Origin of the sequence: Devosia sp. 67-54, assembly GCF_001899075.1 — a bacterium.
Taxonomy (GTDB): Bacteria; Pseudomonadota; Alphaproteobacteria; order Rhizobiales; family Devosiaceae; genus Devosia_A.
In genome coordinates this window covers 131302-152477 of sequence record NZ_MKVA01000011.1, presented here as the reverse complement: position 1 = coordinate 152477, position 21176 = coordinate 131302, and the positions used below count along the sequence as shown (strand labels likewise).

Sequence of the window (21176 nt, the reverse complement as noted above, 5' to 3'; positions counted from 1 at the left end):
GGGTATCCCGTATACTCCTGACTTGCAGACCGTGGTCGAGACGCCCGGCTATTTGGCGACGGCAAAGGCCGCAGGCGTCTCCGACGCGGTGCGGTACGACATTGTTACGGCTGTCGGGCTCGACCCGAGCCTCGGTGAACTCGTTGTTGGAACGGGAGGCCTGCGCAAGTTCCGGTTCGCGCGTCCGGGCGGCGGCAAGCGAGGCGGTTATCGCGTCCTGTCCTACTATGTGTCGGCGGCGCTTCCGGTGTTCCTGGTCGGCGTGTTCGCGAAGAACCAGAAGGAAAACATCACTCCGGCCGAGCGTGCTGCCATAGCCAAGCGGCTGAAGACGATGTCCGAGAGCTACCCGAAGAAAGCTGAGCTGGAATGACCAAGACCTTCGACATGATCATGAGCGGCCTCGATGAGGTCGAAGATTTTCTAAAGGGCGAGCGGAAAGGTTTCGCCGTTCACATCCCGGACCAGGTCGATGTCAAAGCGATCCGGCAAAAGCTCAATTTCTCGCAGCCGAAATTTGCCGAAACGTTCGGCTTCTCCGTTGGCCGGATACGCGATTGGGAACAAGGGCGTTTTCCGGTCGATGCGCCGTCGCGGGTCTTTTTGACCGTAATCGATCACGAGCCGGAGGCCGTGCTACGAGCCCTGAATACAAAGCGTCGCGCGCCGCGAAAGCCCACGGACTCGCTGCCAGCCAAACGGGCGTAGCATCTGCCCGCGGGTCACCACCGTTCAGGCGTTCTTGTCGATGTGGGCCTCGCCGGCGGGAGGGGCGGCGGCGGGGCCGCCCTTGGCGATGCCGACCATGGCGGGCCGCAGCACGCGGTTGCCGATGGCGTAGCCGGTCTGCACCACCTGCACCACGGTGCCTTCGGGGCGCGTCGGATCGGGCACCTCGAACATCGCCTGGTGCTTGTGCGGATCGAATTTCTGGCCCTCGGCCTCGATCGGCTTGACGCCGTGCACGGCGAGCAGCCGCTGCATCTCGCGCTCGGTGAGCTCGATGCCGTCGATCAGCGATTTGAGCGCACCATCGGCGGTGTCGCGGGTTTCCGCCGGCAGCACGACGAGGGCGCGGCTCAGCGAATCGGTGGCCGTCAGCATGTCGCGGGCGAATTTGGTGATGGCGTAGGCGCGGGTGTCCTCGATCTCGCGGCCCATGCGCTTGCGCAGATTTTCCATTTCGGCCGCCAGCCGCAGCAGCCGGTCCTTGAGATCGGCATTTTCCTTCTGCAGCGCCTCGACGGGATCGGCTTCGGGCGCCGGCGTCTCGATCTCGGGCCGGGGCTCAAACCCGTCCTGCGCCATGGTGTCGTCGCTCATAACAGGTCCTGTAACTTGGGGATTGGCCGGACGTTCCGGCGATTTGACCCGGGATATCGGCCAGATGGGCGAAAGATTCAACCCTACGTCAGGGATCGCACGTCGGACGGGGATGAACAAAGGCCCGGCCAGCAGCACCCCGGCTACGGCCGCACATCCTTTTACTGCCGCGCGCGCCACTATTTCTTCCGCGCCATCACGGCAGAGATGGCCTGGGCGGTATAGTCGACCACCGGGACGATGCGGGAATAGTTGAGGCGGGTGGGGCCGATGACGCCGAGCACGCCGATGACCTTCTCGCTGGCGTCGCGATAGGGGGAAAGGATCACCGACGAGCCGGAGAGCGAGAACAGCTTGTTCTCGCTGCCGATGAAGATGCGCACGCCGTCGGCGGTCTCGGCGTCGCCGAGCAGGTCGATCAGCCCGTCCTGGCGTTCGAGCTCGTCGAACAGCCGGCGCATGCGGTTGAGCTCCTCGGATTCCATGGCGTCGTTGAGCAGGTTGGAGCGGCCGCGCACGATGACGGTGGGCGCCTGCGCCGTGCTGCCCTCGCTGAGGGTGGCGAGGCCGGTGTCGACCAGCCGCTGCGTCAATTCATCGAGCTCGGCGATGCGCTGGGCGCGCTGGCGCGTCACTTCGGCGCGCGCCTCGGCCAGGGTGCGGCCGACCGCGATGGTGGCGAGATAGTTGGAGGCCTGCGTCAGCGCCGAGGCGGTGAGGCCCGGCGGCAGCGGCACGACGCGGTTTTCCACGGTGCCGTCCTGGCCGACCAGGATGGCCATGGCCTGGTTGGCGTCGAGGCGCACGAATTCGACGTGCCGCAGGACCATGTCGGCTTTGGCGGCGATGACCACGCCGGCGCCGTGGCTGAGCCCGCTCAGCAGCGAGGAGGCCTCGGTGAGCATCTCCTCGAGGCTCTGGTGCTGGCTCTCGATCTGGCGGGCGATCTGGCTGCGCTCGGCCTCGTCCACCGCCCCCACTTCGAGCATGGCGTCGACGAAAAAGCGCAGGCCCTGCTGCGTCGGCTGCCGCCCGGCCGAGGTGTGCGGCGCCGCGATCAGCCCCAGATCCTCGAGATCGGCCATGACGTTGCGCACCGAGGCCGGCGACAGCCCCACCGCCAGCATGCGGCTCAGATCGCGCGAGCCGACCGGCGAGCCGGTCTCGAGGTAACGCTCGACGATCTTGCGGAAGATGTCCTGGCTGCGGGCGTTTAGGCTCTGCAGGAAATCGTCGGGGATCTTCGCCATCAGCGGGCCGGGGTTTTCCATCAAATTGCGCCTGTAACCATCTAGGCAAAAACGCCGGTCGATGAAAGGCGGGGCCGGGTTGTCGGGGCCGGGCGCGAGGGTTAAGAGGCGGTTAACGTTGATTGACCCGAGAGTTGTCCGATGCGCCCTTCCGGCCGCAGCCCAGACCAGATGCGCGCCGTCAGGATCGAGCGCAACGTGGCGCAGAAGGCCGAGGGAAGCTGCCTCGTCAGCTTCGGCAACACCAAGGTGCACGTGACGGCGTCGGTCGAAACCAGCCTGCCGAGCTGGCGGCGCGGTTCCGGACTCGGCTGGGTCACCGCCGAATACGGCATGCTGCCGCGCTCGACCGGCAGCCGCACCAAGCGCGAGGCGGCGACCGGCAAGCAATCGGGCCGGACGCAGGAAATCCAGCGGCTGATCGGCCGCAGCTTGCGCGCCGTGGTCGACATGCATGCGCTCGGCGAGAACCAGATCACGCTCGATTGCGACGTGCTGGAGGCCGATGGCGGCACCCGCACCGCCTCGATCACCGGCGCCTATATCGCGCTTTACGATGCGGTGCAGTGGCTCAAGGCCCGCTCGCTGACGCGCGGCGAGCCGCTGCGCGATTCGGTGGCCGCCATCTCGTGCGGCATCTATCGCGGCACGCCGGTGCTCGACCTCGATTATCTCGAGGACGTGGAGGCCGAGACCGACGCCAATTTCGTGCTCACTGGCGCCGGCCGCTTCGTCGAGATCCAGGGCACCGCCGAGCAGACGCCGTTTACCCGCGAGGAGCTCGCGGCGCTGATGGCGCTGGCCGAGAAGGGCATCGGCGAGCTGACGCAATTGCAGCAGGCAGCGCTCGATGGCTAACCTCCCCCGGCTCAAGCGCGGCGAAAAGCTGCTGATCGCAACGCACAATGCCGGCAAGCTCGCCGAATTCCGCGAGCTGTTCTCGCCGCTCGGCATCGTGTTGATCTCGGCCAAGGATCTCGGCCTGCCCGAGCCGGAGGAGACCGGAACCAGCTTCGTCGAGAATGCACGGCTCAAGGCGCATGCGGCGGCCAGCGCGGCCGGCATGGTGGCGCTGGCCGACGATTCCGGCCTGTGCGTCGATGCGCTCGGCGGCGAGCCGGGGGTCTATACCGCCGATTGGGCGGCGACGCCGACCGGGCGCGACTACCAGATGGCGATGCGGCGGGTCGAGGACCGGCTGCAGGCGATTGGCGCCAATTCGCCCGGGCTGCGCAAGGGTTCGTTCAACGCCACGCTCTGCCTCGCGCATCCGGACGGGCGCGACGACCTCTATGTCGGGCAGGTGAGCGGCACCATGGTGTGGCCGCCGCGCGGCGACAAGGGGTTCGGGTTCGACCCGATGTTCATGCCCGACGGCTTCGACATCACCTTCGGCGAGATGCCGTCTTCGGCCAAGCACAGCTGGGCGCCGGGGCAGGTCGGCCTCAGCCACCGCGCCCGCGCCTTCGCCAAATTCGTGGAGGGCGCGATTGAGCAGTCCTGACGCCACCGGGCGCTCCAACGGGCTGTTCGGCGTCTATGTGCACTGGCCGTTCTGCGCGGCGAAGTGCCCGTATTGCGACTTCAATTCGCACGTGCACCGCGGCGAATTCGACGAAGCCGCCTATGTCGAGGCGTACAGGCAGGAGATCGGCCATTTCGCGCGGCTGACCAGGGGCCGCACGGTGCGCTCGATCTTTTTCGGCGGCGGCACGCCGTCGCTGATGGACCCGCGCTCGGTGGATGCCATCCTCGGCAGCATCGCACAGAACTGGACCATTGCTCCAGACGCCGAGATCACGCTCGAAGCCAACCCGACCTCGGTCGAAGCGGAGCGGTTCCGCGGCTATCGTTCGGCCGGCGTCAACCGCGTGTCGCTGGGGGTGCAGTCGCTGCGCGAAGGCCCGCTCGCCGAGCTCGGCCGCCGCCACACGGTCGACGAGGCAATCCGCGCCGTACGCCTCGCGCAATCGATCTTCCCGCGCTCGAGCTTCGACCTCATCTACGCACGGCCCAAGCAGTCCTTGAGCGATTGGGAGGACGAGCTCAAGGAAGCGCTGTGGATGGCCGAAGGCCACATCTCGCTCTACCAGCTCACCATCGAGATGGGGACGCGCTATTTCGATCTGTGGAACAGCGGCAAGCTCAAGATGCCCGACGAGGATCTGAGCGCCGATTTCTACGAGCTGACGCAGGAGCTGACGCGCGCCGCCGGCCTGCCGGCCTACGAGATTTCCAACCACGCCCGGCCGGGGCAGGAATCGATCCACAACCTCATCTACTGGCGCTACGGCGAATATGCCGGCGTTGGCCCGGGCGCGCACGGCCGGCTTCTGATCGACGGGCAGCGCCACGCCACCGCGGTCGAGAAGCTGCCCTTCGAGTGGCAGAACAAGGTTCTGGCGCGCGGCCACGGCATGGCCACCGACGATATCCTCACCTGGGAAGAGGAAGGCGACGAGCTGCTGGTGATGGGCCTTCGGCTGCGCGAAGGCATCGACCCCAACCGCTTCGCCACGCTCAGCGGCCGCCGCATCGAGCAGCGCCAGATCGACGAGCTCAAACGCATCGGCTTCGTCGAAACCCTGCCGAACGGCAATCTGCGCGTCACCGACAAGGGCTGGCCGGTGCTCGACGCCGTTGTGGCGGATCTGGCGGCTTAGCTTTTGCGAGGCCGCCTGGGCAGCGCCTTTTCTGCCTTGACCAGCGCCGAGATGACCTCGTCGGCGTCCTTGTGGCGCGCCAGTTTGCGCGCAGCGCTGAATGTCTCGTATTGCCGGGCGGCCAGCTCTTTGGCGTCGGACATTTTCATCCGGCCGCCATGCGACAGGACCGTGCGGTGGAGCGAGCGCAGCTGCTGGTCGAGCAGGTGCTCGACATCCCGCATGAGCACCAGCCGCCCCAACTCCGCCTGATCCTCGAAGATGTCGAGCAGGATCGTGGTCAGCCGGTTGAGCTCCCTGATCTCGGCGTCGGCGAGATAATTCTTGGAGGTGGCGGTGTCCTCTTTCCGAATGTTCTCGTTCGGCCAGTTGGTGAGGCCCATATTGGGCTGCCGGGCATCAGCGCGGCTGGCAACGATCTCGGCCGGGGTGTGCGAGGTGACGGCATAGACGAGCTTGGCCTGCGTCAGCTGGTAGAACTCACGCCACGCCTCCGAGGCGCCGTCATAGTCCTGGCACAGCGCACAGATGCTGCGCAACTCGCGATAGACATTGGCCTCGTCCGCCCGGATATCGCGGATGATCTCGCGGAGTTCGGCGATGCGGTCGGCATTGCCGGGCCGCTTCAGCCGCTCGGCATCGACAACGAATCCGCGGGTTGCAAACTGCACCAGCTTCTGCGTCGCCCATTTGCGGAACAGGGTCGCCTGGGTCGAGGACACGCGGTAGCCGACGGAGATGACCATATCCAGGCTGTAAAGCACCGCCGGGCGACCGCCACTTGTTTGCGCTTTCTGCAAACAAGTGTCGTCGAGTTCACCCTCCTGGAGCACATTCGCGATGTGCCGGGAGACGGTGGAGACGTCCTTGCCGAACAGTTCGCCGATCTGGGCCTGGGTCATCCACAGGGTGTCGCCGGCATAGCGGATGTCGAGTCTCAGACCTTTCGCCGTGCCGTAGACCAGGAACCGGTCGCCGGTCTGTGCATCTTCGGTGAGATGAACCGGCTCGTCCGGCCGTTCGATGCTGCTGTCGCCCATGCCCGAGCATAGGGCAAAAACCGCCAGGAACAAACCATAAACATGCAGCTACAGCTTCGCGCCGTCCGCCACCTGCGCGGTGCCGTTGCTGATCTTCTTGACCACCAGGGCGAACTGGCTGCGGCCGTCGCTCAAAAAGCGGAAAACGCCGTCGCGGCCGTTGAAGCCGCCGGGGGCGGTGAGCAGAGCGGCGTTGTATTTGGGCTGCGCCATGCTGAGGGTCGAGGCGTTGGCGAGCACCACGGCGGTGTAGGCGATGGTGACCAGCGGGTGCGGCGCGCCGCCGAAGCGCTGCTGGTATTGCGGCAGGATGGCCTGGTAGCCCTTGTCGTCGAGCGCCGGATAGATGGCGCCGTCGAGATAGGGCGTCGCCAGGATCTGTGGATCGCCGTTCCAGTCGGCCGAGCCGACGATGAGCTGGCCGCCGGCAGGGATGTTGGCCTGCTGCAGCAGCACACCGAAGCTCGGGGCGGTGGCGCGGTCGGGCAAGAACAGCGTGTCGACCTGCCGGGCGCTGAGCGTCGGGCCGATCTGGGCGACGACATTGCGGGCCTCGGCCTCGGAGCCGAACGAATACATGCCGACGATCCTGAGGCCCAGATCGGCGGCCGCCTGCTGGAAGGCGGCCTGCTGGATGCGGCCGAAATCGTTGTTGGGAAAGATACCGGCCAGCGCCTGGCGCCCCTGCGCCTTGGCGTAGGCGAGCGAGCGCCTGGCCTCGCTTTCGGGCAGCACGTTGAGCAGATAGACGCCGGGCGCGGCGGCGCCGGAATTGTTGGAAAAGCCGATCAGCGGAATGCCGGCGGAGCGCGCCACGCTGCCGGCGGCGCTCACCTGGTCGGCCTTGAGCGGCCCGAGGATCAGGCTCGCGCCCTCGGCCACCGCCTGGCTCGCGGCGGCGGCGGCACCCCGCGCCGAGGGGCCGGTGTCCTTGACCACCAGGGTGATGTTGTCGGCCATGTTGGGGTTGGACGACACGAACTCCATGGCGAGGATGGCGCCGTTCTGCATGGAGGTCGCGACCTTGCCGAGCGCCACATCGCCGCTCAGCGGCAGCAGCATGGCGACGCGGACCGGGCCGCTGCCGATGGTCTGGCCGTTCACCGCGGGGGCGGAGGGCGCGCTGGGTCCGCCGAGGCGCGGCAGGTTGAGGTCGAAGCTCGAGCAGCCCGACAGCGTCAGGAGCGACAGGCCGCCCAACAGCGCCTGCCGGCGCGTCACCGATAGCCCTGTCAAATCGAAGTGATTCCCCTGCCCTCGCACCCGTCCCTCCCGTTCTATACAAAACGCCGGGGGGTCCTTAAAGACTAAAGGCTCCGTCTGAGGCCAGGAGCCGGCTCGTGCACGAGCGCCGCTATTTCATCGCCGGGACGGCGTTCGACGCACCCGAGCTGGCGCCGGGCCTCTACGTGGTGGCGACGCCGATCGGAAATCTGCGCGACATGACGCTGCGCGGGCTCGAGACGCTGGCGGGGGCCGACGTCGTCTACTGCGAAGATACCCGCACCAGCGCCCGCCTGCTCGAACATTTCGGCATCACCACGCCGCGCAAGGCGCTGCACGAGCACAATGAGCGGGCGCTGGTCGACACCATCCTCGACGATCTCAGGCGCGGCGGGCGGGTGGCGCTGATCTCGGACGCGGGGACGCCGCTGCTCTCCGACCCCGGCTTTCCGCTGGTGCGGGCGGCGCGCGAAGACGGGCTGCCGGTGTTCGCGGCGCCGGGCGCCTCGGCGCTGCTGGCGGCGCTGGCGGTGGCCGGGCTGCCGACCGATGCCTTCGGGTTTTTCGGCTTCCTGCCACCGCGGGCCGAGGCGCGGGAGCAGGCGCTGCGGCATCTGGCCGGCCGGCGCGAGACGCTGGTGTTCTACGAATCGCCGCGGCGGCTGGGCGACAGCCTTGCCGGCATGGCCAAGGTCTTCGGCGCCGAGCGCGTCGGCGTGGTGGCGCTCGAGCTCACCAAAAAGTTCGAGCGGGTGTTCCGCGCGCCGCTCGGCGATCTGGCGCAGCAATTCGGCGAGGCCGACCCCAGGGGCGAGGCGGTGATCGTGGTGGCCGGGGCCACCGAAGCTGCAGTGAGCGAGGAGCAATGGACGGCGGCGCTGGCCGAGGCCATGGCGACGCAGCCGCTGCGCTCGGCGGTCGACGCCGTCGCCGCGCAGTTCGGCCTCAAGCGCAAGGACGTCTACGATGCCGCGCTCGCCCTCAAAGCCAAAGAGTGAGTACCGCAAATTTGCCGAGGGCGCCGGCCGCCGCGGCGAGACGCTGGCGGCGCTGTACCTGATGGCGCAGGGCTATCGCGTCCTGGCGCGGCGGGTGAAGACCCCGGTGGGCGAGATCGACCTAGTCGTCCGGCGCGGCGGCACGGTCGTGTTCGTCGAGGTCAAGACGCGCAGCTTCTCGCACCAGGAAGCCGACGCGCTGGCGGCGGTCAACCGCAGGCGCATCGTGCGGGCGGCGCAGGCCTGGCTGATCCGCAATCCGCGCTACGCCGGGGGCGGATTGCGCTTCGACGTGATTTTCCTTGCGCCCTTCGCCTGGCCGCGCCACATCGTCAGCGCCTTCGATGCCACCGGAATTGCGTGAATGAGCCTCAGCGTCGCCGTCCAGATGGACCCCATCGCCTCGATCAACCCGGTCGGGGATTCGACCTTCGCCATGATGCTGGAGGCGCAGGCGCGCGGCCACCGGCTCGACTATTACACCGTCGGCTCGCTCGGCCTGCGCGACAATGTGCTGTCGGCGGAGGTGGCGCCGGTCGAGGTGTTCGACAAGCCCAGGGGCGAGCACTACCGGCTGGGCGAGGCCAGGCGGCGCAACCTTGCCGAATACGACGTGGTGCTGATGCGGCAGGACCCGCCCTTCGACATGAATTACACCACCATCACCCACATGCTGGAGCGCATCCACCCGCGCACCTATGTGGTGAACCCGCCGGCGGCGGTGCGCAATTCGCCCGAAAAGATCCTGGTCACCGAATTTCCCGAGCTGATGCCGCCGACGCTGGTGACGCGCGACCGGCAATTGATCCAGGAGTTCCGCAAAGAGCATGGCAACATCATCGTCAAGCCGCTCTACGGCAATGGCGGCGCCGGGGTGTTCTTCATCGAGGAGGGCAGCCACAACCTCGTGAGCCTGCTCGAGCTGTTCGAGACGGCGTTCCGCGAGCCCTTCATGGTGCAGCGCTATCTGCCGGAGGTGCGCCAGGGCGACAAGCGCATCATCATTGTCGACGGCGAGGCGGTGGCGGGGCTCAACCGCGTGCCCTCGGACGGCGAGGCGCGCGCCAACATGCATGTGGGCGGGCGCGCCGAGCTCAGCCCGCTGACCGCGCGCGAGCGCGAGATCTGCGCCGCCATCGCGCCGCGGCTCAAGGCGCTCGACATGATCTTCGTCGGCATCGACGTGATCGGCGGCTACCTCACCGAGATCAACGTCACCTCGCCCACCGGCATCCGCGAGATCAAGCGCTTCGGCGGCCCCGACATCGCGCCGATGATCTGGGACGCCATCGAAAAGCGCCGCGCCTGAGCAGCTAAGCTATTCGTCGCTGTCCTCGGCGTTGAGGTTGTGCGCCTCCCATTCGCTTTGCGGGATGGGCTTGCCGAGGCGGAACTCGAAGCCGGTGACGCTTTCGAGGTCGGCGGCGACGGTGCATCTGACCGCGACCCCATACCATTTGCGGCGCGATCGGAAGGCGGCGCCGGGCGCCGTCAGCGTCAGCCCGGCGACCAGCGGATCGGACATGGCGTAGGTGACCAGCGTGTCGGGATCGTAGTCGGGGGCGCCGCGCCGGATCTGCTCGAGCCCTTCGATATTGCACAATTGCACCAGCCGCTCGCTGGGGGCGAAGCTTTCGAGCGTGCGCTTCATTTTCGCCATGCCCGGCTCGGCGAGGATGCCGCCGGCGTAGAAATCGGTGGCGATGTGGACGCCGAGGATGGTCGAAGGCGGCGCCCCCGGGTTTTTTTGCGCCGGCGCGGCGGTGGATGGTGGCGCGGCCGCGCCGGCGCCGGTCGGCGCGGTCAGCTCCGGCGTCTGCGCCGGCTGCTCCAGCGCCGCGAGCTCGGCATCGGTCACGATCTCGACCGACACCGGCCGCGGCGGCGGCACCACCATCTGCTTGAGCGGCGTCAGCAGCAGCAGCGCCGCGAGCAGCGCGCCATGCGCGAGCAGCGAGGCCAGCGTGCCTGCGGCGAGGCGGCGGTCGGGCAGCAGCAGCAGGCGCGCCTCGGCGGCGAGGTCGGTCATGGCGCTAGCCGCCCATCTTCGGCTTGAGCGTGGCGGTGACGTCGGCGCCGATGCGATAGGAGAAGGCAGTCACCGCATCCATGTCGTGGCTGAGCGTGCAGGCATAGGCGAGCGCATACCATTTGCCGCCCGAGCGGAACGCGCCGCCCGTGACGGTGAAGCTCGACCCCGACACGACCGGCGGAACGAAGGCGTTGGCGACCACCGCGTCGGGCGAAAAGCCGCGGCCGGCATTGCCGAGCTGGCCCACCGCCTCGATGTTGCAGGTCTGCACCAGACGCTTTTCCGGCGGCAGCTTTTTGATCGCCTCGCGCGCCCGGGCCATGGCCGGCGCATCGAGCACCGCATCGAGATAGAAGCGCTTGGCGGCATGCAGCGCGCCGGCCAGCGACGGCGGGGGCGTGGCCGTTTCGCCCGGCTCGGCGATGCTGTCGCCGGCAGCGGGATCGGTGGTGGCGAGCGCCGAGACCGCGTCCGCGGCGCTTGCCTCCGCCGAGGAGAGCGGCTCGGAGGCGGCCGAGGACACCTCCTCCGAAGCGGACGCGGCTTCGGCCGACGACGCCTCGGAAGCGGAGGCGCTCGGCCCGACGGGAATGACGATCGGCCGGGCGGCGGGAACCGGCGGCGCGACCGAGGATGGCGGTTCCGACGCGGAGGCGGATTCGGCGGCGGACGAAGTGGCGGCGGATGACGGCTCCTGCGATGACGCCGCCGGTTCCGACAAGGGCGGTTCGGCCGAGGACGGCGCCTCGGACGACGGGGCCGAGGCGGGTTCCGCGGACGACACCGGCGGCGCGGCGGACGAGGACGGCAGCTCGGCCGACGACAACGCCGCCGGCGGCACCAGCTCAACGGCGATGGCGGGCGGGTCGGACGGCTCGGGCAGAGGCAGCCGCGGCAGCACCAGCCAGCCGATCAGGACCAGATGCAGCGCCACCGACACCATGGCGGTCGCCACGATCCGCCGGTCGCGCGGCGCCACCGGAGGCGCGATCAGGCTGTCGGGGGCGGCGTCGCTCATGCCGGCGAGCTTGCCATGAGGATCGCGGCGATTGCGAGATGGCTCGCCTTTCGGCGCGGCTTGCGCCATGCTGGCCGGCATGCGTCTCGATACCCTGCTGCTGGCCCTGTCCACCTTCTTCGCCGTGCTTGGGCCGGCCGATCTGATCCTCGTCTATGCGGCGCTGACCGAGCGCAGCACGCGCACCGAGCGGCGGGTATTCGCGCTGCGCGGCATCCTGATCGCCACCGGTATCCTGCTGTTCTTTGCCGTGTTCGGGCAGGCGCTGCTCGGGATTTTCGGCATCACGCTGCCGGCGCTGCGGATCGCGGGCGGCGTGCTGCTGCTGCTGATCTCGATCGACATGGTGTTCGCCCGCCATTCGGGCGGCACCGGCACCACCGCGGAGGAAGAGAACGAGGCGCGCACCCGCCCCGACATCTCGGTGTTCCCGCTGGCGACGCCGCTGATCGCCGGGCCGGGCGCCATCTCCGGCGTGATCCTGCTGGCGACGCCTGCCGGACTGTTCACGCTCGAATGGGTCGAGGTGGTGGTGGCGCTGCTCGCCATCCTGCTGCTGTGCTACCTGGCGATGCTGGTGGCGATCCCGATCCAGCGGCTCCTGGGGCTCACCGGGCTGGCGGTGGTGGGCCGCGTCGTCGGCGTGCTGCTCGCGGCGCTCGCCATGCAGTTCCTGATCGACGGGCTCAAGACCTCCGGCCTGTTCGCCGCGGCAGCGGCGGCGACGACCGGCAGCTAGAACGACAAGGCCGCCCGGAGGCGGCCCTGCGGGCGCTGCGCCCTATTTCTTCTTGCCGACGGCGGGCGCCGGCGTGCTGAGGCCGGCCGTCGCCAGGACCTTGGGCTTTTCCTTCTTGGGCTTCTTGGCTTCTTTCTGCTTGCGAACCTGACCCTTGGCCATGTCTGTCTCCCTTCCTGTGGAGGCCGGCCGCGCCGGCGAATACGAAGCGTCAGGCTAGGCCGGCGCCCGCCGCCCCGCAAGGCGGCTGAAGCGTCATTTCACCAATTGGCAGCGGCCTTCCGGCCCCAGCGCGTCGACCACGCGCGGGTCGCAGCCGGTGAGCAGGAACACCGTCCAGTCGTTCTCGTCGCCGTAGAAGGCGTTGCGGTCGACCTCGCCGACGACGCCGTTGAGCACGCCGGTCTGCGTCCACTGCCACAGCATCCAGCGGCGGTTGCCGTAGCGCTCGGGCGGCTCGGCGGCGGTGGAGCGCAGCCAGAACGCGTTGTCGAAATGCTCGCCCTCGAGGATGTCGTGGTGGAAGGTCATGTCGGTATAGATGATCGGCAGCTTGCCGGTGTGCTGCTCCATGGCCTTGAGCATGACGCGGATCTTTTCGAGCACGTCGGCCTTGGGGAATTTGTTCTTGCACGAGCTGCCGTGGTTCCATTCGAGATCGAGCACCGGCGGCAGCGCGGTGGGATCCTGCGGCACGTTCTTGACGAACCACGCCGCCTGCTGCGCCGCGGTCGAGCACCAGGTCATGAAGTGGTAGGCGCCATGCGCCATGCCCGAGGCGCGCGCCTTGCGCCAGTTGGCGGCGAAGGCCGGGTCGACATAGTCCTTGCCCTCGGTCGCCTTCATGTAGACGAAATGCACCCCGGCGGCGCGCACCTTGGCGTAGTCGATGGCGCCCTGGTAGCGCGCCACGTCCATGCCCTGGATCGGCAGCGCGCGGGCGCGCGCCACGCCCGGATGCGGGCGGTTGTCGCCGTGGATCGGCGGGCCGACCTCGCTGCGGATGCCCACCGGGCTCTGGGCGCAGGCCGACAGGATCGCCAGCACCGCCGCGACGGCGGCAAGCTTGAGCAGAGACGGCAATTGCGGGCGGACAGCAGCAGTGACCATGGCTTTTCGGGGCGCGTGGCAAAAATGAAACTCGCCTTCGATTCAACATGGCTCAGTAAACGAAACCTTGCGCTAACCCATTGAAATTCCAGCATGGTTAACGGCCGAAAAGAGGCCGTGAACGCGGCGCTGCGGCGCTGTTCCCGGAACGTTCTTGCGGGCCTTAACCACGCTTGTTAGGGTTTGCCCGACGGATGGGGGGTCCGATGGTTGCCCGCGTGCAGACCGTGGCGTTCCAGGGCATCGAGGCCGTGCCGGTGGACGTGCAGGCGCAGATCACCAGCGGCCTGCCGCCGGGCGTGGTCATCGTCGGGCTGCCCGACAAGGCGATCAAGGAGGCGGGCGAGCGGGTCAAGGCGGCGCTGATCTCGTCGGGGCTCAGCCTGCCGCCGCGGCGCATCGTCGTGAACCTGGCGCCGGCCGATCTGCCCAAGGAGGGCAGCCATTACGATCTGCCGATCGCGCTGGCGCTGATGGCCACCATCGGCGCCTTCCCCGCCGACGCGCTCGACGGCTATGTGGCGATCGGCGAGCTCGGGCTCGACGGCCGGCTGGCGCGCGTCGACGGGGTGCTGCCGGCCGCGATCGCGGCGCACGGGCGCGACCTCGGTATCATCTGCCCGGCGCCCTCGGGGCCGGAGGCGGCGTGGGCGGGCGACGACATCGAGATCGTGGCGCCCGAAACGCTGCTGGCGCTGGTCAACCACCTGGGCGGCTACCAGCTCTGCCCCCGGCCGGTGCCGCGGCGGCGCGAGCTCGCGGCGGGACTGCCCGACCTCGGCGACGTGCGCGGCCAGGAGGTGGCGCGGCGGGCGCTGGAGGTGGCGGCGGCCGGCGGCCACAATTTGCTGATGGTCGGGCCGCCCGGCGCCGGCAAGTCGATGCTGGCGCAGCGCCTGCCCTCGATCCTGCCGCCGCTCGATCCGCGCGAGCTGCTCGACGTGTCGATGATCGCCTCGATCGCCGGCGAGCTCGCCGGCGGAGCGCTGTCCGACCGCCGGCCGTTCCGCGCGCCGCACCATTCGGCCTCGATGGCGGCGCTGGTGGGCGGCGGGCTCAAGGTGCGACCGGGCGAGGCCAGCCTTGCCCATAACGGCGTTCTATTCCTCGACGAGCTGCCGGAGTTTGCGCCCTCGGTGCTCGACAGCCTGCGGCAGCCGCTCGAGAGCGGCGAGACGGTGATCGCCCGCGCCAATGCGCGCGTCACCTTTCCGGCGCGCTTCCAGCTCGTCGCGGCGATGAACCCGTGCAAATGCGGCCTCGCCGGCACGCCGGGGCACACCTGCAAGCGCGGCGACGCCTGCCGCGCCGACTACCAGTCGCGCGTCTCCGGCCCGTTCCTCGACCGCATCGACCTGCGCATCGACGTGCCGGCGGTGAGCGCCGCCGACATGATCGGGCCGGCTACCGGCGAGCCGTCGGCGGCGGTGGCGGCGCGGGTGCGCGCGGCGCGCGACACGCAGCGCCGGCGCTATCGCGAGGCCGGGCACCCCGGCGTGTTCACCAACGCCGCGGCGCCCGCCAGCCTGATCGAAACGCTGGTCGACCCCGACCGCGACAGCCAGGCGCTGCTGCTGCAGGCGGCGGAGCGCTTCTCGCTCTCGGCCCGCGCCTATCACCGCGTGCTGAAGGTCGCCCGCACCCTCGCCGACCTGGCGCAGAGCGAAAAAGTCACCCGCCCGCACATCGCCGAAGCCCTGAGCTACCGGCTGAATTTTGCCGGGAGTTGAATCAACGTAAGTATGTCGCTGCAAGGGAGATCTACACGTGCCATTTTACCACCTAGCCAGCACTTGGCTTGAGCCTGGTGCAGTGATCTTGCCCGGTAATTGGGGGCGCACAATTGCCGCGACAGGACCGGGGCACACACGGTGGGTTTACGAGTCCGCGCTGGAACAGGTTCGACAGGATTCATTTCCCAAATTACCCTCAAGGCTCAATGCAGCGTTCTATTTTGACAATCTCGTTGAGGCTCAGTTCTACCGAGGTCAAGTCAACTCGCAGGTGCCCCGGATACTCATTCCCTACGAGGTAGCTCTTCAGTATCCAGCCGCACCGGGCCACAGCACAGACTGGCGATTGGTCTCGCCGCAAAACCCCCAAACATCAGTCAACTTAGATTGGGCGAGAAGATACTGGCAGGGCAATATGCTGGCCCCCCATACCGACACCGGATACCCCTATCCTTGTCGTGAATATCTCGCCGACTCACCGCTTGTGATCGTGCAAGCAATCCTTCCGTGACCACATGCGCCGAGCAGCGCCTCGGCCTCACCAAGTAGGCACACGCTGACTGTTAGCGCTCAGGCTGCTCGAAGGTCTGCACCTTGGGCAGCGCCGGGAACAGTTTCGTCCACAGCAGCACCACGGCGATGGTGCCGACGCCGCCCAGCGCCACTGCCGCGACCGGGCCGACGAGCGCGGCGAGGGTACCGGATTCGAACTCGCCGAGCTGGTTGGAGGTGCCGATGAACAGCGAGTTGATGGCGTTGACGCGGCCGCGCATGGCGTCGGGCGTCCACAATTGCACCAGCGAGGTACGGACGACGACGCTGATGGTGTCGGCGGCACCCAGCACCAAGAGCATCGCGACCGACAGCGCCACGCTGCGCGAGAAGGCGAAGACGATGGTGGCGGCGCCGAAGATGGCGACGGCGATCAGCATGGTCTTGCCGACATTGCGGGTGATGGGGAAGCGCCCGAGCAGCAGCGACATGGCGACGGCGCCGATGGCGGGCGAGGTGCGCAGCAGGCCCAGCCCGACGGGGCCGGCCTCGAGGATGTCGCGGGCGAACACCGGCAGCAGCGCCGTGGCGCCGCCGAGCAGCACCGCGAACAGATCGAGCGAGATGGTGCCCAGCATCACCGGCTTCGAACGGATGAAGGCCGCGCCAGCGAACACCGAGCCCAGCGTCACCGGCTCGCGCTTGGGCACGGCGCCCGGATGCGGGATGGCGATGACGGCGAGGCTGGCGAGCGCGAACATCGCGGTGGCCACGGCGAACGGCACCACCGGCCCGACGCCGTAGAGCAGGCCGGCCAGCGACGGGCCGATCACCAGCGCCGTCTGCATCACCGAGGTGGAGTTGGCGATGGCGCGCGGCAGCGCGGCGGCCGGCACGATGGCGGGCAGCAGCGCCGCCATGGTGGGACGCTCGAAGGCCTGGGTGGCGCCGAGCAGCGTCACCGCCACGAAGATGCCGGCGATGCCCAGCCAGCCCTGCCAGACGCCGAGCAGCACCAGCAGCAGGGTCACCGCCTCGACCACCTGGCAGACGAAGCCGATGCGGCGGCGGTCGAACTGGTCGGCGACGTGGCCGACCACGAAGGTCAGCACCACCATGGGCAGGAACTGGCAGAGCCCGATGAGGCCGAGGTCGAACGGGTTGCGCGTCTGGTCGTAGACCAGCCAGCCGATGGCGACGCCGGTGCCCTGGAACGCCATCGAGGACAGGGCCCGCGAGGCCATGAAGAACAGGAAGGGGCGATGGGCGAACAGCGAGCCCGATGGAGCGGTGGTGTCTGACATGAAATCTGGGGCGATGCCCGGGGAAGGACGATCCCCTATAGCGCCGCCTTGCGCTGCGGCGCCAGCCGGGCAATGTCACAAGGTGTTCAAAGTCGATGCATTCGCGGGCTGGACGGTGATCCGCCGCCGGCCGCCGTGCGTTCAAATTCGCCATGAGTGAGCTGCTTTTCGCCGATCTTCCCTGGGCCGCGCTGGGCCTGTCGCTCCTGCTCTGCCTCGCCATTTCGGCGCTCGGCTTCCGCCGCGTCGACTGGTTCATCAGCCTCGGCTACGGTTTTTTTATCGCCGCCCAGGCGCTGCTGTTCGCGCTGCTCTACCGGGAAGCGCTGTCGTTCTGGCTGGTGGCGCAGCTGGTGCTGCTGTTCGCCTACGGCCTCCGGCTCGGCGGCTATCTCATCGGGCGCGAGCGGGCCAGCTCCTTCGCCCGCGAGCTCGAGGCCTCCCGGGCGCGCAGCGCCGGCATCGCCGGGCCGGTGAAGTTCGCCATCTGGGTCAGCGTCTCGGCGCTCTATGTGGCGATGGCCTCGCCGGCGCTGTTCGGCCTGGTGCAGGCGGCGGCCGGCGCGGCGGTGCCGTCGCTGCCGGCGGGCGTCGCCATCATGCTGGCGGGGCTGCTGCTCGAAGCCCTGGCCGACTGGCAGAAATCGCGCTTCAAGGCGGCGAACCCGCGCGCCTTCATGCGGCAGGGGCTCTATGCCATCGTCCGCTGCCCCAATTATTTCGGCGAGATGCTGTTCTGGCTCGGCGGGTTCGTCGCCGGCCTCTCGGCCTATCGCAGCCTCGGCGCCTGGCTGATCGCCGGCATCGGGCTCGTCTGCATCGAGCTCATCATGCTGGGCTCGGCGCGGCGGCTCGAGCTCAAGCAGGCCGAGCGCTATGGCGGCGAGCCGGCCTATCGCGACTACGTCGAGCGCGTGCCGATCCTCATTCCGCTGCTGCCGCTCTATTCGCTGCGCCGGCTCAGGATCTATCTGGGCTAGAGCCTTTGTTTTTCGCGTTTCCGAACCGGAAAACCGTTGCCACTTTTCCTGGAAACGCTTCAGCCGGCACGGCCGCGCAGCAGGTAGAGGCCGACGCCGAACAGGATGACGTCCTGCACCACCGCCACCGGGATCAGCGGCAAATTGCCCAGCTGCAGGAACAGGTCGGTCAGCATGTGGGTGACGATCAGCGGCACCACGGTGCCGGTGCGCTGCCGGAGCGCGGCATAGCCGAAGCCGAAGGCGGCGGCGCCCACCGCCTGCGCCGCGATCACCGGCACGTTGCCGCGGATGACGATGTTGCTGAGATGGACGAGGCCGAACAGGATGGCGGTGATGGCGGCGATGGCCATGGGCGAGCGCCGCTCCAGCAGCTTGACCAGCACGCCGCGGAACATCGTCTCTTCGGCAAAGCCGGTCAGCGCATAGCCGGCGAGCAGCAGCAGCAGGGTGTCGGTCTCGAGCGGCTTGATGCCGGTGACGAGTGGCAGCAGCGTCAGCAGCGCCGGCACCGCCAGCCAGGCGGTGTCGCGCCATGCGGCCGGCGGCGTGTAGCCGACGGCGCGCCACCAGTGCAGCGCGCTCACGCCGGCGGCGAGCAGCAGCGCGACGATGGCGATGATCCACAGCGAGGCCAGCCGCGGCGCCATGCCCGGCAGCACCGCCTGCAGGATGAAATAGACGCCGAGCGTGACGGCGAGCCAGGCCAGCCAGACGAGCAGGGTGCGGGTGAGATCAGTCGGCATGGCGCCGGTGCTCCGGATACGGCACCCCCGGATGCGCCTGGTTCCAGCGGTAGCGGGACCACCAGCGGAGCACGATGCCCGCCGGCCACAGCACGATCCAGAAATATTTGGCGGCGTCGGCATGCGCCAGCGACAGCGGGATGGAGATGGCGAAGATCAGCGAGATCAGCAGCGTCGCGCGCAGGTTGTCGCGCCGCTCCTCGCGGGTCATCTTGGGGTCGATCAGGCCGTTGACGTCGGCATAGAGCCAGGTGCCGGCGAGCGACAGGCCGCTCACCGCCATGGAGGCGGCGTAGATCATGGTCGAGACGCTGCCGCCGCTTTCGGCGATGAGGTTGGTGGTGAACGGCACCAGCCCCACGGTCAGCAGGAACAGCATGTTGATCCACATCAGCCGGCCGTCGGTCTTGAGGATGTGGTTGAATTTGGAGCGATGCGACAGCCAGAAATTGGCGATGACGTAAAAGCTCAGCAGATAGGCGAGCAGCCGCGGCCACAGCGCCACCAGCGCCGTCCACAGCTCGGCGTCGGAATACTCGCCGAAGCCCTCGGGCAGGCGGATGTCGAGCACCAGGAGCGTGATGGCGACGGCGATCACGCCGTCGGACAGCGCCAGGAGGCGCGCATTGGGATTTTCGTCATCGCCCATGCCGCCTTGGTAAAACAGCGTTCGCCAGTTTGCAACGGCGCCGCCGGCTCAGGCGGCCTGCGTCGCCGCGTCGAGGTCGTCGCGCAGGGAAAACAGCAGCCGGCGCAGGGCGTCGAGCTCGGCGGCCGAGCAATTGGCGGCGGCGCCGATCCGCTGCGGGAAGCCGGCGGCGCGGGCTTCGAGCCGGCGGCCCCGGGCGGTGAGGTGGACGCGCAGCACGCGCTCGTCCTGCACATCGCGGCTGCGGCTGACGAGGCCGGCCTGCTCCATGCGGCGCAGCAGCGGCGTCAGCGTGCCGGAATCGAGGCCGAGCCGGTCGCCGATGGCCTTGAGCGGCAGGCCGTCGGCCTCCCACAGCGCCAGCAGCACCAGATATTGCGGATAGGTGAGGCCCAGCGGGCCGAGCAGCGGCTTGTAGAAGCGGTTGAAGGCGTGGCCCGCCGCATAGATCGAAAAGCAGAGCTGGTCCTCGAGCCTGAGGGATTTCGCCATCGGAGCCTCCATGTCGCGATGAATTGCACACAATTGGATTGCACGCAATTGATATCCGCGCTACAGCGGTCGGCGTTCCCAAGCATTGCACAAGGCATTTGAGCATGACCAAGATCCTTTACACCGCACACGGCACCGCGACGCATGGCGGCCGCGGCAATGGCGAGGCACGCACCGACGACGGCAAGGTGGCCGTCAAGCTGTCGGTGCCCAAGGCGATGGGCGGCGACGACGGCCCGGGCACCAACCCCGAGCAGCTGTTCTCGCTGGGCTATTCGGCGTGCTTCCTCGGCGCCATGGTCAATGCCGCCCGGCGGCAGGGCAAGACGCTGCCCGAGGGCGCCGAGGTCAGCGCCGACGTGAGCTTCGCCGATCGCGAGGACAAGGTCGGCTTCGCCATCGTTCCGGTGCTCACGGCGCGGGTGCCGGGCTGGTCGAAGGCCGACATCGAAGCCAACATGAAGCTGGCGCACGACATCTGCCCCTATTCCAATCTGATCCGCTTCGCCCACGAGGTGGAGCTGCGCGCCGAGGGCTGAGGCCCCGTACCCCGCCGCTGCGGCCGGATGGGCACGGCGGCGCGCCCCTTGCGTTCGCCGCCTGACTCAGGCATCAGCGGCCAAACGGGGAGACCGCCATGGCCGCAACGCTGATCGTCGCCCTCGATCTCGACAGCCGGGCCGAGGCCGAAGCGCTGGTCGCGCGGCTCGGCGACACCGTCGATTTCTACAAGATCGGCTACCAGCTCACCTATGGCGGCGACGGCCTGGCGTTCGGCAAGGCGCTGATCGCGGCCGGCAAGCGCGTGTTCTTCGACCTCAAGCTGCTCGACATCGACAATACGGTCGAGCGCGGCACCGCCGCGATCGCGCGGACCGGCGCCAGCATGCTGACCGTGCACGCCTATCCGCAATGCATGCGGGCGGCGGCGAAGGCGGCCGCCGGCTCGGGGCTCACCATCCTCGGGGTCTCGGTGCTGACCTCGATGGACGATGCCGACGTGGCCGAAGCCGGATTTGCCCGCGACACCGCCGGGCTGGTGGCACTGCGCGCCGGCCAGGCCAAGGCGGCGGGCATCGGCGGGCTGGTGTGCTCGCCGCGCGAGGCGGAAACCGTGCGGGCCCTGGTCGGCCCGGCGATGGCCATCGTCACCCCCGGCATCCGCCCCAAAGGCGAGGCGGCGGGCGACCAGAAGCGCGTGATGGGCCCGGCCGAGGCGATCGCCGCCGGCGCCAGCCATCTGGTGGTCGGCCGGCCGATCACCGCGGCGCCCGACCCGGCGGAAGCGGCACGCCGCATCGTCGCCGAGATGGCCGGCCACCGCATCGTCTGATCGCGAGTCCGTGCTTCCCGCTTTCGCCGCAATGGCGATGTGGCTAAAGA

General features: G+C 68.5%; 24 protein-coding genes. 13 read left to right on the top strand and 11 right to left on the bottom strand.

Annotated elements, in window-relative coordinates:
- The first annotated feature begins 31 nt into the window (after positions 1–31).
- Positions 32–373 carry a type II toxin-antitoxin system RelE/ParE family toxin gene (locus BGO82_RS17560; RefSeq protein ID WP_291307569.1) on the top strand — a complete coding sequence of 114 codons (342 nt, stop codon included), beginning with the start codon at positions 32–34 and terminating at the stop codon, positions 371–373.
- On the top strand, positions 370–708 hold the full coding sequence (locus tag BGO82_RS17555) for a transcriptional regulator (protein ID WP_291306921.1): 339 nt from the start codon (positions 370–372) through the stop codon (positions 706–708). The genes BGO82_RS17560 and BGO82_RS17555 overlap by 4 nt, the downstream gene beginning before the upstream one ends.
- A gap of 24 nt (positions 709–732) precedes the next feature.
- On the opposite strand, the gene grpE is transcribed toward BGO82_RS17555, so the two are convergent.
- Positions 733–1323 (bottom strand): nucleotide exchange factor GrpE, encoded by a 591-nt coding sequence (gene grpE / locus BGO82_RS17550; protein ID WP_291306920.1) that lies wholly within the window; start codon positions 1321–1323, stop codon positions 733–735.
- A 179-nt stretch (positions 1324–1502) separates the two neighbouring features.
- On the bottom strand, positions 1503–2594 hold the full coding sequence (gene hrcA, locus BGO82_RS17545; protein WP_291306919.1) for a heat-inducible transcriptional repressor HrcA: 1092 nt from the start codon (positions 2592–2594) through the stop codon (positions 1503–1505).
- A 120-nt stretch (positions 2595–2714) separates the two neighbouring features.
- On the opposite strand from hrcA, the gene rph reads away from it, so the two are divergent.
- From rph to hemW, 3 genes are read left to right on the top strand one after another with little or no spacing between them, the layout of a single operon-like run.
- Complete coding sequence (rph, locus tag BGO82_RS17540) at positions 2715–3431, top strand: ribonuclease PH (RefSeq protein WP_291306918.1); 717 nt, start codon at positions 2715–2717, stop codon at positions 3429–3431.
- Complete coding sequence (locus tag BGO82_RS17535; RefSeq protein ID WP_291306917.1) at positions 3424–4077, top strand: non-canonical purine NTP pyrophosphatase; 654 nt, start codon at positions 3424–3426, stop codon at positions 4075–4077. The genes rph and BGO82_RS17535 overlap by 8 nt, the downstream gene beginning before the upstream one ends.
- Entirely contained in the window at positions 4064–5236 is a 1173-nt protein-coding gene (gene hemW, locus BGO82_RS17530; RefSeq protein ID WP_291306916.1) for a radical SAM family heme chaperone HemW, read from the top strand. The genes BGO82_RS17535 and hemW overlap by 14 nt, the downstream gene beginning before the upstream one ends.
- Here hemW and rhuM read toward each other — a convergent pair.
- The gene (gene rhuM / locus BGO82_RS17525) at positions 5233–6276 is read right to left on the bottom strand and encodes a RhuM family protein (protein WP_291306915.1); all 1044 of its coding nucleotides are present in this window, start codon (positions 6274–6276) and stop codon (positions 5233–5235) included. The two genes, hemW and rhuM, sit on opposite strands and share 4 nt — an antisense overlap.
- A 48-nt stretch (positions 6277–6324) precedes the next feature.
- Complete coding sequence (locus BGO82_RS17520; RefSeq protein ID WP_291306914.1) at positions 6325–7512, bottom strand: penicillin-binding protein activator; 1188 nt, start codon at positions 7510–7512, stop codon at positions 6325–6327.
- Positions 7513–7616: 104 nt separating this feature from the next.
- Between BGO82_RS17520 and rsmI the strand changes: the two genes are divergently transcribed.
- From rsmI to gshB, 3 genes are read left to right on the top strand one after another with little or no spacing between them, the layout of a single operon-like run.
- On the top strand, positions 7617–8498 hold the full coding sequence (rsmI, locus tag BGO82_RS17515) for a 16S rRNA (cytidine(1402)-2'-O)-methyltransferase (RefSeq protein WP_291306913.1): 882 nt from the start codon (positions 7617–7619) through the stop codon (positions 8496–8498).
- Complete coding sequence (locus BGO82_RS17510; RefSeq protein ID WP_291306912.1) at positions 8467–8862, top strand: YraN family protein; 396 nt, start codon at positions 8467–8469, stop codon at positions 8860–8862. Before rsmI ends, BGO82_RS17510 begins: the two co-directional genes overlap by 32 nt.
- The gene (gene gshB, locus BGO82_RS17505) at positions 8863–9807 is read left to right on the top strand and encodes a glutathione synthase (protein WP_291306911.1); all 945 of its coding nucleotides are present in this window, start codon (positions 8863–8865) and stop codon (positions 9805–9807) included. It begins immediately after the preceding gene.
- Positions 9808–9816: 9 nt separating this feature from the next.
- On the opposite strand, the gene BGO82_RS17500 is transcribed toward gshB, so the two are convergent.
- Both BGO82_RS17500 and BGO82_RS17495 read right to left on the bottom strand, forming a co-directional pair.
- Entirely contained in the window at positions 9817–10527 is a 711-nt protein-coding gene (locus tag BGO82_RS17500) for a DUF930 domain-containing protein (RefSeq protein WP_291306910.1), read from the bottom strand.
- Positions 10528–10531: 4 nt separating this feature from the next.
- On the bottom strand, positions 10532–11548 hold the full coding sequence (locus BGO82_RS17495) for a DUF930 domain-containing protein (protein WP_291306909.1): 1017 nt from the start codon (positions 11546–11548) through the stop codon (positions 10532–10534).
- 79 nt (positions 11549–11627) lie between these two features.
- Between BGO82_RS17495 and BGO82_RS17490 the strand changes: the two genes are divergently transcribed.
- Entirely contained in the window at positions 11628–12287 is a 660-nt protein-coding gene (locus tag BGO82_RS17490) for a MarC family protein (RefSeq protein ID WP_291306908.1), read from the top strand.
- 255 nt (positions 12288–12542) lie between these two features.
- On the opposite strand, the gene BGO82_RS17485 is transcribed toward BGO82_RS17490, so the two are convergent.
- A complete protein-coding gene (locus BGO82_RS17485) occupies positions 12543–13397 on the bottom strand; it encodes a GH25 family lysozyme (protein ID WP_291306907.1) in 855 nt (284 codons plus the stop codon).
- A gap of 206 nt (positions 13398–13603) precedes the next feature.
- Here BGO82_RS17485 and BGO82_RS17480 point away from each other — a divergent pair, with 206 nt between their 5' ends.
- Positions 13604–15127 carry a YifB family Mg chelatase-like AAA ATPase gene (locus BGO82_RS17480; protein ID WP_291306906.1) on the top strand — a complete coding sequence of 508 codons (1524 nt, stop codon included), beginning with the start codon at positions 13604–13606 and terminating at the stop codon, positions 15125–15127.
- Positions 15128–15693: 566 nt separating this feature from the next.
- On the opposite strand, the gene BGO82_RS17475 is transcribed toward BGO82_RS17480, so the two are convergent.
- Positions 15694–16926: an MFS transporter gene (locus BGO82_RS17475; RefSeq protein WP_291306905.1), complete on the bottom strand. Its 1233-nt coding sequence runs from the start codon at positions 16924–16926 to the stop codon at positions 15694–15696.
- A gap of 152 nt (positions 16927–17078) precedes the next feature.
- Between BGO82_RS17475 and BGO82_RS17470 the strand changes: the two genes are divergently transcribed.
- The gene (locus tag BGO82_RS17470) at positions 17079–17906 is read left to right on the top strand and encodes a DUF1295 domain-containing protein (RefSeq protein ID WP_291306904.1); all 828 of its coding nucleotides are present in this window, start codon (positions 17079–17081) and stop codon (positions 17904–17906) included.
- A 59-nt stretch (positions 17907–17965) separates the two neighbouring features.
- Here the strand turns inward: BGO82_RS17470 and BGO82_RS17465 are convergent, their stop codons facing one another.
- The 3 genes from BGO82_RS17465 to BGO82_RS17455 are packed head-to-tail and all read right to left on the bottom strand — an operon-like array spanning position 17966 to position 19793.
- Positions 17966–18652 (bottom strand): CPBP family intramembrane glutamic endopeptidase, encoded by a 687-nt coding sequence (locus BGO82_RS17465; RefSeq protein WP_291306903.1) that lies wholly within the window; start codon positions 18650–18652, stop codon positions 17966–17968.
- Positions 18642–19301 (bottom strand): TMEM175 family protein, encoded by a 660-nt coding sequence (locus BGO82_RS17460; RefSeq protein ID WP_291306902.1) that lies wholly within the window; start codon positions 19299–19301, stop codon positions 18642–18644. Before BGO82_RS17460 ends, BGO82_RS17465 begins: the two co-directional genes overlap by 11 nt.
- 48 nt (positions 19302–19349) lie before the next feature.
- On the bottom strand, positions 19350–19793 hold the full coding sequence (locus BGO82_RS17455) for a MarR family transcriptional regulator (protein WP_291306901.1): 444 nt from the start codon (positions 19791–19793) through the stop codon (positions 19350–19352).
- Between the two features lie 104 nt (positions 19794–19897).
- Here BGO82_RS17455 and BGO82_RS17450 point away from each other — a divergent pair, with 104 nt between their 5' ends.
- Positions 19898–20332, top strand: coding sequence for an Ohr family peroxiredoxin (locus tag BGO82_RS17450; protein WP_291306900.1), 435 nt, complete (start codon positions 19898–19900; stop codon positions 20330–20332).
- A 98-nt stretch (positions 20333–20430) separates the two neighbouring features.
- Positions 20431–21126, top strand: coding sequence for an orotidine-5'-phosphate decarboxylase (gene pyrF, locus BGO82_RS17445; protein ID WP_291306899.1), 696 nt, complete (start codon positions 20431–20433; stop codon positions 21124–21126).
- The last annotated feature ends 50 nt before the right edge of the window (positions 21127–21176 follow it).

Coding starts and splice junctions, on each gene's coding strand:
- BGO82_RS17470 (WP_291306904.1), top strand. CDS start 17,079: ATGAGTGAGCTGCTTTTCGCCGATCTTCCCTGGGCCGCGCTGGGCCTG.
- BGO82_RS17490 (WP_291306908.1), top strand. CDS start 11,628: ATGCGTCTCGATACCCTGCTGCTGGCCCTGTCCACCTTCTTCGCCGTG.
- grpE (WP_291306920.1), bottom strand. CDS start 1,323: ATGAGCGACGACACCATGGCGCAGGACGGGTTTGAGCCCCGGCCCGAG.
- rph (WP_291306918.1), top strand. CDS start 2,715: ATGCGCCCTTCCGGCCGCAGCCCAGACCAGATGCGCGCCGTCAGGATC.
- BGO82_RS17555 (WP_291306921.1), top strand. CDS start 370: ATGACCAAGACCTTCGACATGATCATGAGCGGCCTCGATGAGGTCGAA.
- pyrF (WP_291306899.1), top strand. CDS start 20,431: ATGGCCGCAACGCTGATCGTCGCCCTCGATCTCGACAGCCGGGCCGAG.
- BGO82_RS17465 (WP_291306903.1), bottom strand. CDS start 18,652: ATGCCGACTGATCTCACCCGCACCCTGCTCGTCTGGCTGGCCTGGCTC.
- hrcA (WP_291306919.1), bottom strand. CDS start 2,594: ATGGAAAACCCCGGCCCGCTGATGGCGAAGATCCCCGACGATTTCCTG.
- BGO82_RS17475 (WP_291306905.1), bottom strand. CDS start 16,926: ATGTCAGACACCACCGCTCCATCGGGCTCGCTGTTCGCCCATCGCCCC.
- BGO82_RS17495 (WP_291306909.1), bottom strand. CDS start 11,548: ATGAGCGACGCCGCCCCCGACAGCCTGATCGCGCCTCCGGTGGCGCCG.
- BGO82_RS17500 (WP_291306910.1), bottom strand. CDS start 10,527: ATGACCGACCTCGCCGCCGAGGCGCGCCTGCTGCTGCTGCCCGACCGC.
- BGO82_RS17510 (WP_291306912.1), top strand. CDS start 8,467: ATGCCGCGCTCGCCCTCAAAGCCAAAGAGTGAGTACCGCAAATTTGCC.
- BGO82_RS17480 (WP_291306906.1), top strand. CDS start 13,604: ATGGTTGCCCGCGTGCAGACCGTGGCGTTCCAGGGCATCGAGGCCGTG.
- gshB (WP_291306911.1), top strand. CDS start 8,863: ATGAGCCTCAGCGTCGCCGTCCAGATGGACCCCATCGCCTCGATCAAC.
- BGO82_RS17485 (WP_291306907.1), bottom strand. CDS start 13,397: ATGGTCACTGCTGCTGTCCGCCCGCAATTGCCGTCTCTGCTCAAGCTT.
- BGO82_RS17460 (WP_291306902.1), bottom strand. CDS start 19,301: ATGGGCGATGACGAAAATCCCAATGCGCGCCTCCTGGCGCTGTCCGAC.
- BGO82_RS17455 (WP_291306901.1), bottom strand. CDS start 19,793: ATGGCGAAATCCCTCAGGCTCGAGGACCAGCTCTGCTTTTCGATCTAT.
- rhuM (WP_291306915.1), bottom strand. CDS start 6,276: ATGGGCGACAGCAGCATCGAACGGCCGGACGAGCCGGTTCATCTCACC.
- BGO82_RS17450 (WP_291306900.1), top strand. CDS start 19,898: ATGACCAAGATCCTTTACACCGCACACGGCACCGCGACGCATGGCGGC.
- BGO82_RS17535 (WP_291306917.1), top strand. CDS start 3,424: ATGGCTAACCTCCCCCGGCTCAAGCGCGGCGAAAAGCTGCTGATCGCA.